At 43.8% G+C, this 12,607-nt stretch carries 14 protein-coding genes and 1 tRNA gene; 6 read left to right on the top strand and 9 right to left on the bottom strand.

The features are described from left to right. Window positions 1-70 precede the first annotated feature (70 nt). Window positions 71-490: a lipoprotein gene (locus DDT91_RS06395; protein ID WP_187175316.1), complete on the top strand. Its 420-nt coding sequence runs from the start codon at window positions 71-73 to the stop codon at window positions 488-490. A gap of 75 nt (window positions 491-565) precedes the next feature. Continuing rightward, complete coding sequence (locus DDT91_RS06390; RefSeq protein WP_187175315.1) at window positions 566-1,384, top strand: Cof-type HAD-IIB family hydrolase; 819 nt, start codon at window positions 566-568, stop codon at window positions 1,382-1,384. Between the two features lie 79 nt (window positions 1,385-1,463). On the opposite strand, the gene DDT91_RS06385 is transcribed toward DDT91_RS06390, so the two are convergent. Together DDT91_RS06385 and DDT91_RS06380 are read right to left on the bottom strand one after the other, a co-directional pair. Beyond that, on the bottom strand, window positions 1,464-2,708 hold the full coding sequence (locus tag DDT91_RS06385) for a cation:proton antiporter (RefSeq protein WP_187175314.1): 1,245 nt from the start codon (window positions 2,706-2,708) through the stop codon (window positions 1,464-1,466). Window position 2,709: 1 nt separating this feature from the next. Beyond that, window positions 2,710-3,537: a universal stress protein gene (locus tag DDT91_RS06380; protein WP_187175313.1), complete on the bottom strand. Its 828-nt coding sequence runs from the start codon at window positions 3,535-3,537 to the stop codon at window positions 2,710-2,712. Between the two features lie 209 nt (window positions 3,538-3,746). Between DDT91_RS06380 and DDT91_RS06375 the strand changes: the two genes are divergently transcribed. The 4 genes from DDT91_RS06375 to DDT91_RS06360 all read left to right on the top strand — a co-directional run bounded on the left by DDT91_RS06375 (window position 3,747) and on the right by DDT91_RS06360 (window position 8,554). Beyond that, window positions 3,747-5,333 carry a M14 family metallopeptidase gene (locus tag DDT91_RS06375; protein ID WP_187175312.1) on the top strand — a complete coding sequence of 529 codons (1,587 nt, stop codon included), beginning with the start codon at window positions 3,747-3,749 and terminating at the stop codon, window positions 5,331-5,333. A gap of 12 nt (window positions 5,334-5,345) precedes the next feature. Then, window positions 5,346-7,082, top strand: a complete 1,737-nt coding sequence (locus DDT91_RS06370; RefSeq protein ID WP_187175414.1) for a M14 family metallopeptidase — start codon at window positions 5,346-5,348, stop codon at window positions 7,080-7,082. A gap of 98 nt (window positions 7,083-7,180) precedes the next feature. Further along, entirely contained in the window at window positions 7,181-7,972 is a 792-nt protein-coding gene (locus DDT91_RS06365; RefSeq protein WP_187175311.1) for an SDR family oxidoreductase, read from the top strand. A gap of 3 nt (window positions 7,973-7,975) precedes the next feature. Further along, window positions 7,976-8,554: a flavodoxin family protein gene (locus DDT91_RS06360; protein WP_187175310.1), complete on the top strand. Its 579-nt coding sequence runs from the start codon at window positions 7,976-7,978 to the stop codon at window positions 8,552-8,554. Window positions 8,555-8,604: 50 nt separating this feature from the next. Here the strand turns inward: DDT91_RS06360 and DDT91_RS06355 are convergent, their stop codons facing one another. The 7 genes from DDT91_RS06355 to DDT91_RS06325 form a co-directional block, all read right to left on the bottom strand. After that, window positions 8,605-9,174: a hypothetical protein gene (locus DDT91_RS06355; protein ID WP_187175309.1), complete on the bottom strand. Its 570-nt coding sequence runs from the start codon at window positions 9,172-9,174 to the stop codon at window positions 8,605-8,607. A gap of 501 nt (window positions 9,175-9,675) precedes the next feature. Further along, on the bottom strand, window positions 9,676-10,155 hold the full coding sequence (locus DDT91_RS06350; RefSeq protein ID WP_187175308.1) for a DUF4252 domain-containing protein: 480 nt from the start codon (window positions 10,153-10,155) through the stop codon (window positions 9,676-9,678). Between the two features lie 6 nt (window positions 10,156-10,161). Continuing rightward, a complete protein-coding gene (locus DDT91_RS06345) occupies window positions 10,162-10,671 on the bottom strand; it encodes a hypothetical protein (protein WP_187175307.1) in 510 nt (169 codons plus the stop codon). Window positions 10,672-10,688: 17 nt separating this feature from the next. Next, window positions 10,689-11,234, bottom strand: a complete 546-nt coding sequence (locus DDT91_RS06340) for a DUF4252 domain-containing protein (protein ID WP_187175306.1) — start codon at window positions 11,232-11,234, stop codon at window positions 10,689-10,691. Further along, window positions 11,231-11,665 carry a hypothetical protein gene (locus DDT91_RS06335; protein ID WP_187175305.1) on the bottom strand — a complete coding sequence of 145 codons (435 nt, stop codon included), beginning with the start codon at window positions 11,663-11,665 and terminating at the stop codon, window positions 11,231-11,233. The genes DDT91_RS06340 and DDT91_RS06335 overlap by 4 nt, the downstream gene beginning before the upstream one ends. Next, window positions 11,662-12,153, bottom strand: coding sequence for an RNA polymerase sigma factor (locus tag DDT91_RS06330; RefSeq protein ID WP_187175304.1), 492 nt, complete (start codon window positions 12,151-12,153; stop codon window positions 11,662-11,664). The genes DDT91_RS06335 and DDT91_RS06330 overlap by 4 nt, the downstream gene beginning before the upstream one ends. Before the next feature lie 279 nt (window positions 12,154-12,432). Then, window positions 12,433-12,505, bottom strand: a tRNA-Phe gene (locus DDT91_RS06325). Window positions 12,506-12,607 lie beyond the last annotated feature (102 nt).

Genomic DNA, 12,607 nt, shown 5'->3' with positions numbered 1-12,607 from the left:
TCCCTGGGATAAGAAAGCCTTAGAATTTCCATTTATTCTTAAATTGAGGTAGTCCCGGAAACTTCGATTCATGAAAAAAATTCTCTTGTTTCTTTTCACACTTATTTTCCTAACAGGATGCTCCTGCAGCCCTGAGGATATGCTTAAGTTCGCTTTTTCTGGAATGGAAAGTCTTCTAGGAGAAGGTTTCATGCCTTCAGAAGAAATCCGACAATTGGGGGATTTTAGCGGAATGAGTGTTCAGCTAGGTCAATCTTCTCAAAATGGAGAGATTGAGTCTATAATTTTTCTAAGGCTGGAAAACGGAGATCCGGCAAAACTCTCTAGTCAGCGTGAGATTTTAGCAAGAAGATGTGCAGAACTTTACCTTCGAGACTTTGAAAAAGCCATGGATTACCAAAAAATCACCGTGCAGTTTATCCAAACTGACCCAAATGATCCTCAAAATATGGCTCTTGAAGAGTATACCTTTGATGTAAGTGATTTTTGATCCGCCTCATTTCCTCTACCAATCTTTTACTTTTATATCCTTAAAATCTTTTCTAAGGTCTAACTCCTCTCCCCTATGTATTTCAAAGCGATTTGCTCTGATGTGGATGGTACCCTGCTCAATTCAGAAAGAGATCTTTCTGCCAGGTTAAAAAATTTGATCCAATCCTTGCCAAAAGAAATCCCGCTCATACTGGCAAGTTCGAGGATGCCTGATGCGATGAGGCACCTCCTGAAGGATCTGGGTCGACCATCCGAACCCATGGTCGCTTACAATGGAGGACTCGTTTTGGACGAAAATAGCCATGTATTGGATTCGGTAACCATTCCATTGCCGATAGTACACTCCATAGTCGAATGGGCTCAAAAAGCGGATATCCATGTGAGCCTTTTTCAGGGAGAAAACTGGTATGAGGCCAAAGAGGATTACTGGTCTAAAAGAGAGATTCAAAACACCAAAGTAAAACCCACTTGGATGCAGACTCCGGATGTGTTGAACTTGTGGTCCAAAGATAATTCGGGAGCCCACAAAGTCATGGTAATGGGCGATTCCAATGATATCAGCTGGCTTTTTGGAGAACTTCACCTCCTTCATGGCAACGATCTTCACCTATATCGATCCAAAGATACTTACATAGAAATCGCTCCCAGGAAAATCTCTAAAGCCACAGGACTGGAGGTGTTGCTTAAATCCAGATTCAACTTTGGTATGGAGGATGTAATTGCTTTTGGAGACAATTACAATGACATAGACCTTTTGCAAAAGGCCGGATGGGGGGTGGCTGTGGCCAATGCGAGACCCGAGGTCAAAGCCGTGGCAAATGAAATCACCCTACATCACAAAGAAGACGGAGTTGCGGAAACACTGGAGCGAATACTTGGAACGAAAAGTTAGGAAGCAAATAAGCTTAACGCCCCAGTTGGCCAAGCCTATTTTCTTCATTTCAAAAGGCCATAAACAGGAATTTAAAATTTCAATTCAAACTTTCTTTTTTTCTTTTCAGTGCCCATTTCATTAAAGGCCCTGAGGTCATGGAAGTGACCAAAGCCATCACAACGAGAGCAACAAATAGCTTTTCATCAATCAGCCCATTTTCAAGAGCAATCAAACCCAAGATAATCTCCATCGCACCTCTTGCGTTCATACCAAAACCAACCGCCAAAGCGTCCATTTTGGCATATCCGGAACGGAGGGCTCCATAGCCGCTTCCGATGATCTTTCCGGCAAAAGAAATAGCAATGATGGCCAATACCAGCCAAATGTCAAAATTGGTGAAGAAGTTGATTTTGAGCCCAATAGAGACAAAAAATAGTGGAGCAAAAATATTATTGATAAACTGATGGATGATCTCCTTGGCCTTTTCAGACAAGTGGTCAGAATCCCCTAAGGCCACTCCGAAAAGGAATGCGCCAAAAATCGCGTGGATACCAAGCCATTCAGTAAAAGCTGCAAGCATAAAGCAAAATGCCATGGAAAGGGACAATACTCCACCCGGCCAAGCCAGCTTTTTGTTGGTCCATGGAAGAACTCTATTCAGGAGACCTTTGCCGACAGTAAGCATAAAAACCGTAAAGAGTAGCGTGATTCCAATGGTATTGATCAGAGACAGATTACCGCTTTTTCCCATAAATGACAGAATCACCGAAAAAATCAACCAGCCAATGATGTCATTTACCATAGCTCCAGCTACGATCACCATACCCATTTTGGTCTTGAATAGGTTCATGTCCATCAATATCCTGACTACCACCGGGAGGGCGGTGATCGACATGGCAGTACCCATAAATAGGGAAAACAACATTTGGCTTCCTTCTGCCAAGCCAAAAAATCCAGGGAAGAAATACGGGAAAATAAATCCCAGAATAAAGGGGATAATTAATCCAAGCAAACTAATACTGACGGCAGACTTCCCCTGAGACCAGACCAAATGAAGTTCAACTTCGAGACCGGCAATAAAAAGAAGCAGAATTACTGCCATCTGTACGATTCCGTCAAGGGCTAGATTGGCCGATGGATTACTACTGAACATGAATTCGAAAAAATCAGGAGTGATCATTCCCAGTATAGTTGGGCCCAGAATTATACCTGCAATGATTTCACCTACGACTGCCGGCTGCTTGAACTTTTGGGCGATCTCAGCAAATACCCTTGCCAAAAGCAGCATGCTTGCAAGCTGTAAGAGCAGATTGATGACGTCTTTGTGGGCTAAGCTTTCCATGCTACTTGATGATTAGAAGATTACATGGAATTTCAGTAAGGATTTCCTCCAAGTCATGAGGAAACAGGCGATCAATAAACGAATACCCCCGTTCATCCCCCATGATTAGAAGATCCGCACCTATAGACTCACAATAGCGAACCAGTTCCACCGCCCACTTTCCTGCTGTGACTTTAATGTTGATCTTCAAACCGGTTTGATCCAACCCGTCTAAAATTTCCTGTACATACTTGATTTCCTGCTGAACCAATTTCCTCCTCATCAGGGAAACCTCATCTTCAGAGCCTTCCCCGGCTGTGGCCATCTGAAGGCTATAAAGTTTGATTTCGTTCAATATATGGACTTGAGAGGCTCCTTCTACCTGGCAGAATTTCAGGCCCTTTTCGATCACCTTGGGAGTGACTTCCAACTGGGTACCATTGATGACCACTTTGGAAAACCGGGTAGTTTCTATCCTGGGATCGATCAAGGTCAGGACCGAGCAGGGGGATTTTCGGATCACTTTTCGGGCCACAGAGCCAAGGTAATAGGTAAGCAAGCCTTCTTTTTTCAAGGCTCCCAAGACGAGTAAATCCACTTTTTCTTCCTCGCAGGTTTTGAGGATGGTCTTGGCAGGTTTGCCTTCTTTCCAGAGAGTTTTGATCCTTTTTAAATCAGCGCAGTGTCTTTTCAGAATTTCATCCAGTTTGGATTCTAACTCATCTGTTTTAACTCCCACATGTATGAGCACCAGCTCTCCCTGAAAAATCCCGATCAGCCTTCTCGCTTCGGCAATCAGAGCCTCCATTCTTGGGGAAAATGCGATGGCTAAAGCTACTTTTTGATACATAGAAACCTGCTTAGTTTTCTGAAATAAGGTAATTTTTGGTAAATGACCAATTTTCCGATTTGAGCCTTGCCATTTATCCCAAGTCAATTCCGCTTGAGTGCAATTTCTGGATACTGAAAAACTGCAGCTTATTTTCCGCTCTTTTTTTCCTAAACTTCCCTTGAATTTTTCATTCAATTCTTCAGAAATAACCCGAAAACAAGTTCCCTATGAGAAAATTCTTGCTCACCGGACTGCTGTTGGGAAGTCTGATTTGCGGCGATGCCTTTGCCCAAACCGACTATCCTACACTCAGTCAGGTCACTCAGCGACTCCAAAAGCTAGGCAGCAATGCCTCCGTGGAGTTGAAAACCCTCACCAAAACCGAAGGAGGGAAGGACATTCACGTACTTAAAATCGGCACCGGAAACAAAGATCAAAAACCTGCCATTGCAGTTGTCGGTGGGGTGGAAGGATTTCATGTCCTCAGTGTGGAATTGGCCCTTCAGTTTGCCGAAAAACTCGTGGCTGAAAATTCCAAGGTTTTGGAATCGACGACTTTTTACATTTTTCCCAATATGTCTCCGGACGCCTATGAACAATACCATGCGGCACTGAAGTATGAGCGTAGGGGAAATGCCGTGGCTGTAGACCATGACCGTGACGGGACTCCGGGAGACAACGGCTACTCCGATATCAATGGAGACGGGCTGATTACCTGGATGCGAGTAGAGGATCCTATGGGTGATTGGATCGTTTCCAAAGAAGACGAAAGAGTCTTGGTCAAAGCCGACCGATCTAAAGGGGAGGCCGGAAAATACCGTGTCTTCAAAGAATCCAAAGACGATGACAAGGACGGCAAATTTGCAGAAGATCTAAAAGAAGGCATCGCATTCAATAAGTCTCTGACTTACAAATTCCCCGTGTTTGAACCTTTGGCTGGAGATATTGCCGTTTCACAAAAGGAAAGTCGCGCCTTGTTGGATTACCTGTTTGAGCAGTGGAATATTTTCGCTTTTGTCACTTTTTCCCCAGCCAATAATCTAAGTGCACCCCTCAAGTACAATGCCGCAGATGCCCGCAAGCGGGTGGTGACATCCATTTTGGAAAAAGATCAGGCGATCAATGCGATGGTTTCTGAGATGTATAACAAAACGGTGACTCCAAAAGCCTTCCAGCAAACCAATCAGGGAACAGATGGAGATTTCTTTCAATGGGCCTATTTCCATTTTGCCCGATTGAGCTTCTCTACTCCGGGGTATTGGACGCCTGAGTTTAAGGGTAAAACGAACGCCGAAGCCAATTACCTGGCTTGGGCAGATTCTCTGGGATGGAATTCCTTTGTCCCTTGGACCGAAGTGAAGCACCCTGATTTTCCAAATCAAAAAGTGGAAGTAGGCGGAATCAAGCCCTTTGTGATGGTCAATCCTCCTTTTGAAAAAGTGGGAGAAATTGCACAGCAGCATACAGATTTCATCCTAAAACTGGCAGCAATGCAGCCCAAACTGGAGTTTCATAATCTAAAAACCGAAGCTTTGGGTAACGGTTTGACCCGAATTACGGTGGACTTATACAACAACTCACCGCTGCCAACTCACTCTGAAATGGGAACAAGATCCCGATGGATGAGAAAAGTGCGCATCGATATCGATGCGACAGCCGACAAGTTGATCTCCGGAGACAAAATCAAGCTAATGGACTCCATGGGCGCTTATGAAAAAGCCACTTTCAGCTGGATCATCAGAGGAACTGGCAATGTGACCATCAAGGCGGGTGCTTCGCATACCGGATTTGCCACTCAAACTGTAAAACTCTAAGCCATGAAGATGATGAATACAAAAAATATAATTGTAGCCCTGGCTTTGGGAGCATTGAGTCTGGGGTCTTTGGAAGTAAAAGCACAGCAGGAAAACTTCTTCCGCGCCATTGGTACTCCGCACAAACCAAAAGTTGAAATCGCTTGGAATAGGTATTATACTGCCGAAGGACTCTGGGATTGGATGAGAAAAATCGTAGCGGCCCATCCTAATTTGGCCAAGGTGGAATCGATCGGGAAATCTGTAGAAGGAAGAGATATTCTGACCTTAACCATCACGGATTTTTCCACCGGAAAAGATACCGATAAGCCTGCTATGTGGATTGATGGAAATATTCACTCCAATGAGATTCAGGGTGGAGAGTTTTCGCTTTATGTGGCTTGGTATCTGACTGAAATGCATGCCGACAACGAATTTGTCAAGCAATTGCTCAAGGACAAGACCTTCTACATCACCCCTACCATCAATCCTGACGCACGAAATAACTTCTTCAAAGAGCCAAACAATGCCAATACTCCACGCTCTGGAATGCTTGTTTTGGATAATGATGGGGACGGACAAGCCGGAGAAGACATGATGAATGACCTCGATGGAGACGGTCACATCACGATGATGATCCGCAAATCACCAACTGGCCGTTTTATCAAAGACCCTCTTGATCCAAGAAGATTGATGCAAGTTGGACCAGACCAAGTGGGCGAATATGAAATGCTCGGTCAGGAAGGTTTGGACGTGGACGGAGACGGTGAGGTCAATGAAGATGGGATTGGCTACTATGATCCAAACCGTGATTGGGGATGGAACTGGCAACCGGATTACATTCAGCGAGGCGCGTTGAAGTATCCTTTCACCCTTCCTGAAAACCGCGCTGTGATGGAGTTTGTAATGAAGCATCCAAACATCGCCGGAGCTCAAAGCTTCCACAACTCGGGAGGGATGATTCTCCGAGGCCCAGGTGCAGAAGAAGACCTTAACACCTACAATCGGGAGGATATTAGGATCTACGATGCTATTGGAAAAAAGGGCGAAGAAATGATTCCCGGCTATCGTTACCTGACAGTTTACAAAGACTTGTATTCCGTCTTTGGTGGAGAATTGGACTGGTTTTATGGCAACAGAGGCATCTTCACTTACACCAACGAACTGATGGTTTCTTACCTGTATTTCCATAAAGAAGCAGGGAGAGGAAATCAGGAAGAGCAGCTCAAAGTCGATGAATTGCTCACCTTCGGAGATGCCTTTGTCAACTGGAAAGAGTACAAGCATCCGCAATTTGGCACGGTAGAAATCGGTGGTTTCAAGAAAAATTTTGGAAGAGCTCATCCGGGATTTTTGCTCGAGCAAGATGCCCATCGTAATGCTGCTTTCACCATTTATCATGCTTACCACACGCCAAAACTTTCAGTGATAGATGTGAAGGAAGAAGATCTCGGCGGCGGATTGAAGGCCATCACAGCAACCATCTTCAATGAGCGTATGATGCCAACTCATGCGAGCCAAGACCTGAAATACAAAATCGAAAGGCCAGATTATGTGACAATCTCTGGAGCCAAGGTGGTTGCCGGTTTTGTGGTAGAAGACGAAGACATGAAAAAATTCAAGGAGCAAAAATCCTCTCCTGAAAAAATGGCCGTCGAAAATATCCCCGGTATGGGAGCAGTGAAAGTTCGCTGGATTGTGTCCTCTGCTTCCAACTACAGCATCACCGTAGATTCTGCCAAAGGCGGAAAAGCCAGCTGGAAGAAGTAACCTTTATGTTTGCTGCTTACAAAACCCCAATGCCTCTTCATTGGGGTTTTGTTTTTATTATTGATTACCTTGAGGAGAAAGCTTGATCAAAGAGAAAAATGGATATCGCTGATAAGGTAGTTTGGATTACTGGAGCCTCATCCGGGCTGGGTCGTGCAATGGCCCTGGAATTTGCCAGACATGGCGGTATTCTGGCTGTTTCGGCTAGACAAATGGAAAAGCTCGAAGAAGTTGTTCGGGAAATTCAAGCATATGGTGGACGTGCCAAGGCCTACTATTGTGATGTAATGGATACTCCAAGTGTTGCCTCATGCGTCGATCAAATTATTGAGGATTTTGGGCGATTGGATATTGCAGTGGCTAATGCAGGCTTTGGAGTCATAGGAAAAATGGAGGAATTGTCTGATCTGGAATGGAATCGGCAGTTTGCCGTAAATGTGACCGGTGTGGCGATGACCTGCAAGTATGCCCTGCCCCATCTTAGAAAAACCAAAGGGCGTTTAGCTTTGGTGGGGAGTGTGGCCGCCTTCGTTCCTAATCCTGGAATTTCTGCTTATGGAGCTTCCAAAGCGGCGATACAAAATATGGGTGAATCACTTTTGGTGGAATTGGCGGGAAGCGGAGTAAGCTGCACCACCATCCATCCAGGATTTGTCGAAAGCAATATTGCCAGGGTAGATAATTCTGGCATCTTGCATCCCGATCGACCCGATCCCCGGCCGGCTAACCTAATGTGGCCCACCGAGAAAGCAGCCCAAGTCATGGTAAAAGCCATTTTAAAGCGCAAAAAAATCGTGGTATTCACGGGTCATGGCAAGGTCGTCGTGTTTTTGGGAAAATATTTCCCCTCAATTATTCGGAAGTTGGTGACCAAAATGACCCCTAAGTAGGCAATGAAGAGCTTTATGACGATTTCTCTTTTTTTTCTACTCCTCCATCAAGTCCACTCACAAAATCAACCGGTGGTACTCATTGCCTATTATTCTCAGTCCGGCAATACCCAACGATTGGCAGAGGAAATTGAAAAGGGTGCCAAATCGGTTTCAGAGGTGGAAACAAGGCTATTATCCATTGAAAAGGTTACAGAAAAGGATTTGCTCGAGTCTTCGGCAATTATCCTAGGGTCCCCTGTTTATAATGCCAACATGGCTCCAGCTGTGCAGGAATTCATCAATTCCTGGCCATTCGAAGGAAGCCCCTTGAAAGACAAGATTGGGGCGGCATTTTCTACCGGTGGGGGAATTTCTATTGGTGAGGAAGGTGTCCTGATCGACATACTTCGGTCCATGCTGATCCATGGGATGATTGTGATGGGTGGCGAGGAAGTAGAAGCTGCTTTTGGAGCCTCTGCCATCACTGGAGAAGGGCCATTTGCCAAAGAATCCATAGATGGAATCTTTTTGAAAAAAGCGTTTGGGCTGGGGAAAAGAGTCGCTGAGATGACTCTGAAATGGGACCTTATTGAAAAATAAAACCCCGCCAAGGTTAAACCAGAGCGGGGTTTAGCTGAAGTTGGTTTAGCTTATTTGGAAGCTACGTAAGCGGAAAAGCCAGTTGCTGTTGAAACCTTGAAGCTGATTGCATCCGGGAAACCTGGTCTGTCAATGGTGTAAACCTTGTGAAGACCTTGAGGATTATCCACCACTTCTGTGTGGATCAATTTGTCTCCGTCAAAGATCTGTACAGTCACATCCTGAGCTTTCAGATTTGCTACCACAAGTCTGTATTGGTTATCGCCAAGAGCAGTCACCTTAGAAAATACCTCTGGCCTGGTTCTAACCTCTGTGTTCACGGTAGCTGTTCTCAAGGTTCCATTCAAATCAGAAACCTCTATGGAGTACTGACCTACAGGAAGAGCATTAAGGTCATATCTTTTGGCGAAAGCCTCAGATTTGAAGATCCGGTCTCTTAATACCAGCTGGTTATTAGCGTCAGTTATTTTAACGGTGAGCGTACCTTGTGGCGCCTCTGCCACAGCCACCATTACTTTAGCCGGTTCAGTCTGTCTGATTTCTACTGTCTTTTCGTCGTTGTAAGCAAACGCTCCTGATGCGATCCCCGCAACAAAAAGCATGGTCATGAATTTTCTCATTTTTTCTAGTTGGTTTAATAAGTTGTGATAAATGATTGAATAATGGCTTGGATAAGTTCCAAGGAAAGAAGTTTAAATAGGTTTTGAGATTTGATGTAACCACAGGATGGACTGTTCCATCTGGGGGAAATTTTGGGCTACAGGGTCTTCGATGCAATTCGAATTACAATACAAAGTTACCAAACGGAAACATAATTGCAATAGTTTCAAAAAAACAGGTTTATTTTTTCTGAAACATCAATAAAATTGTAAATTTTTTATAAAAAATATAAAATCATTTCGCAATCGATAGCAGATGCTGATGTGTTTGGATTTTTAAGAGCTTATTAAAATTTAATTTTGTGAAAAATGTATTTTATAAAATCATGTCACTACAACAAATTAGCAAATTCCTTTTTCGCAATCGATTGTATGGAATTAAAAAAAAATGAAGTTTTTTCCAAAAGTGAAGAGAAAACAATAAAAAAGGCCCGAAATCCGGGCCTTTACCATTCAGATTTTTCAGTTTAACTGGCTTTTTGCCTTGGCCAGCATCTCTTGGGTGAAGCTGCCTTTCAATTCTACTACAACCAGATCGCCCTCTTTTTCATCCCCTACCAAAATCACAAGATCAGAAAGTGTAAGGGCTCCTTTTCCGTAGATCAAAACTCCACTTTTGCCCTCTGATGCCTCCATCAGCAAATCGTAATTTTCACGTTCTAATCCTTTCTGAAGGGTTCTGTACTCTGCGATGGCCTGAGAGCCTTCGGGAAGACTGAAGAAATTGAGCTTTTCGACGGACTTGGCCATAGTCGCCATATCGTTTTTGTCTATGTTGATTTTAAAGCCGTCTGCGAAGTTCATGAAGTTTCCTCCCAACTCCATGTGGAAGAAATCGTCATTGGTTTTGTATTTGTCTTTAAGTGCGGCGATGCTTTTGCTTTGAGCATGAGCGGCGAAGGCAAAAGCAAAAATGGACAAGGTTAAAATAAGTTTTTTCATAGTGGTTTAGTTTAAGCTATTTTCAAGTTTGACTTTAAGGGATTGGACCATTTTTTTTGAATTCTTGGGATAAACAATTTTGAGCAATTCGGCCTGCTTTAGATTTCCAACCAAGAGGTAGGCTTCATTAGGATTTTGCTTATTGGAAATTAGCCTGCAGAAGTTCTGAGGACCATTCTTCTCGAAATCAACCGTAAATCCTTCCGCTGTACCAGCATCAAATGCCTCGATGAGTTTAATCTTATCTGTCTTTTCAAAAAAGAAAACAGCACTTTCCATGGAGGTAAACTCATTCATGGAAATGACCAAGTCAGATTTTCCTTCTTCGAAAGGAAAACGGTAATCTACTTTGGCTTCAAGAATTTTAACCCCATCCATCTCCAGTGGGAAAAGCACCGAAGGGTTCACTTGATCATCACCAAGAGTGGACTTGAGGGATTCATAAGGATTCTGCTGGGCGAAACCCACAGAGAGGTTGGCTACCCAAATAAAAATTACAAGGAAATAAGCTTTCATGGTTTTGAAGTTGGTTTCTATTTTGGTCCTTTTGGCCCTTTTGAGCCCTTATTGTATTGTTCCATGCCAGGTATATTGGTTTTTTCAGCTAGCATATTTAGGTCATCGTAGGTGAAGCTTCCCAGCATGGAGATTAGCGAAAAGCTTTTGGTATCTCCGGAAACCATGGTCAGTTCGCGAATCAGCCCTCCCTCTTCCCGGATCATAAATTTCAAACTGCTGCCTTTGTCCTGCACATCCATAAGTTCTTCGTACTTGTTTCTGGTCAATGTCCCCAAGGCCTCAGTATATAGAGATTTCCCATTCACTTCCTCGGACGAAAGGATTCGAATGCCTTTAATTTTTGCGATCAATACCCCAAGTTGTTCTGCGTCTTTATCTCCTTCTGCATTGTTTTTTAGGAAACCTCCGGCCATCTGCATCATTTTGGGCGAAATGTACACTCTGGAAAACCGCTCGTCCTCCATGTATTTGGAGAAGAAACGTTGGATTGCATCATCTTGAGCGAAAGCATTAATTCCAACTCCGAAGACCAATAAGGACAATATGATTATCTTTTTCATTTTTGAGGCACTGTTTGAAATAGCTGATTCGTAGTATTTAGGTATCTTAGATCATTGAGCGGCTGCAGCTGTTCCTGACCTTTGGAGAGGTTATTTTGGATTAAGGCTAAGGCCTCCATGACTTGCTGATAAGCAATTTCTTCCTGCCTTCGTCTCTCATAATCCTGCCAAATCCAGACCGAACTGACCAGCAACGCGATCGAGGCAGCCCAACCCAACCACTGGATTCGGATGGTTCGGCCTCGTAGTTGTCTTGGGATGCTGACTTTTTGAGGCATTTCTTTTTGGAAATCCTCAAGAATTCCAAAAAGAGCTTTTTCCGCTTCATATCCTTCTGCATCTTTTAGAAGGGCTTTAAGCTCCCTTTCCTCCTCCAGGCTGGTTTCTGCTTCCCAATATTTTTCGATTAACTCTTCGATTCTGCTTTTCATCGGGTAATTCCTTGGTTGATTAATTTTTCCCGGACACTTTTTCTCGCCCGGTGCAGGTTGATTTTGACTTGATCCAGGCTGATTTCCAGTTGCTGGGAAATCTCTTCGTAGCTTAATTCTTCCACTTCCCGTAACAGAAAGATCTCTTTTTGCTTTTGAGGAAGCTGATCGACTAAGGCGAAAATCAGTTGATGCTGTTCTCTACTTTCCAAACTGTGGGATTCATACTGAGGGATATCATCTGTTCCTTCCAACCCAGTCATCCTGTTTGTCTTTCGAAAATGCATCAGCGTCTCGTTTTTTAGGCTCTTGACCAGCCAGCCACCGAGATTTGGATGAACTTGGAGTTCCGTCTGACGCTCCACAGTTTTGGCGAAGACATTTTGAAGCAAGTCCTCGGACAGGTCACGATCTTTGGTCCAGAGGTAGACCATCCGATACAACCTACCTCTCAGGGGCCAGATGTGCGCTTCGAAAAATGACTTCATTCGGGAAGATGATGCAGTAACAAACAAAAAGTTACAGGGGATTGAAGATTTTTTTGGCTTTTTTTCAAAAAAACCATTTCCGAAAGCCTGAGGTTACAAGGACAGGCTTATCTATGGATTTTGGCTTAAAAAAAGTAGATTCATTTTAAATTAAATTGAAAGATAGTATGCATGCAGACTATTTTATATTTTGGCAGGCATGAAAAACCAAGGAATGATACGAGCAGCAAACGTGGGGGAAGGGCAAAAAAAATCCCGATCCTTGTGGGATCGGGACCGTGGTGATGAGTGGACTCGAACCACCGACTCACGGATTTTCAGTCCGATGCTCTACCAGCTGAGCTACATCACCGTCGTTTAAAGTGTTGCAAAGGTAGAAAATTGAATATTCCACACAAACCCTTTTCAGAAAAAAATAAGCCCAAATTTTCATAAAACTAGCTAATCAGATCAA

Origin of the sequence: Algoriphagus sp. AK58 (assembly GCF_014324365.1) — a bacterium.
Classification (GTDB): domain Bacteria; phylum Bacteroidota; class Bacteroidia; order Cytophagales; family Cyclobacteriaceae; genus Algoriphagus.
Note: the sequence above shows the minus strand (reverse complement) of the source record. Positions and strands in the feature narration are given on the sequence as shown.

Coding starts and splice junctions, on each gene's coding strand:
- DDT91_RS06390 (WP_187175315.1), top strand. CDS start 566: ATGTATTTCAAAGCGATTTGCTCTGATGTGGATGGTACCCTGCTCAAT.
- DDT91_RS06345 (WP_187175307.1), bottom strand. CDS start 10,671: ATGAAAGCTTATTTCCTTGTAATTTTTATTTGGGTAGCCAACCTCTCT.
- DDT91_RS06375 (WP_187175312.1), top strand. CDS start 3,747: ATGAGAAAATTCTTGCTCACCGGACTGCTGTTGGGAAGTCTGATTTGC.
- DDT91_RS06350 (WP_187175308.1), bottom strand. CDS start 10,155: ATGAAAAAACTTATTTTAACCTTGTCCATTTTTGCTTTTGCCTTCGCC.
- DDT91_RS06335 (WP_187175305.1), bottom strand. CDS start 11,665: ATGAAAAGCAGAATCGAAGAGTTAATCGAAAAATATTGGGAAGCAGAA.
- DDT91_RS06360 (WP_187175310.1), top strand. CDS start 7,976: ATGAAGAGCTTTATGACGATTTCTCTTTTTTTTCTACTCCTCCATCAA.
- DDT91_RS06385 (WP_187175314.1), bottom strand. CDS start 2,708: ATGGAAAGCTTAGCCCACAAAGACGTCATCAATCTGCTCTTACAGCTT.
- DDT91_RS06340 (WP_187175306.1), bottom strand. CDS start 11,234: ATGAAAAAGATAATCATATTGTCCTTATTGGTCTTCGGAGTTGGAATT.
- DDT91_RS06365 (WP_187175311.1), top strand. CDS start 7,181: ATGGATATCGCTGATAAGGTAGTTTGGATTACTGGAGCCTCATCCGGG.
- DDT91_RS06380 (WP_187175313.1), bottom strand. CDS start 3,537: ATGTATCAAAAAGTAGCTTTAGCCATCGCATTTTCCCCAAGAATGGAG.
- DDT91_RS06330 (WP_187175304.1), bottom strand. CDS start 12,153: ATGAAGTCATTTTTCGAAGCGCACATCTGGCCCCTGAGAGGTAGGTTG.
- DDT91_RS06370 (WP_187175414.1), top strand. CDS start 5,346: ATGAATACAAAAAATATAATTGTAGCCCTGGCTTTGGGAGCATTGAGT.
- DDT91_RS06395 (WP_187175316.1), top strand. CDS start 71: ATGAAAAAAATTCTCTTGTTTCTTTTCACACTTATTTTCCTAACAGGA.
- DDT91_RS06355 (WP_187175309.1), bottom strand. CDS start 9,174: ATGAGAAAATTCATGACCATGCTTTTTGTTGCGGGGATCGCATCAGGA.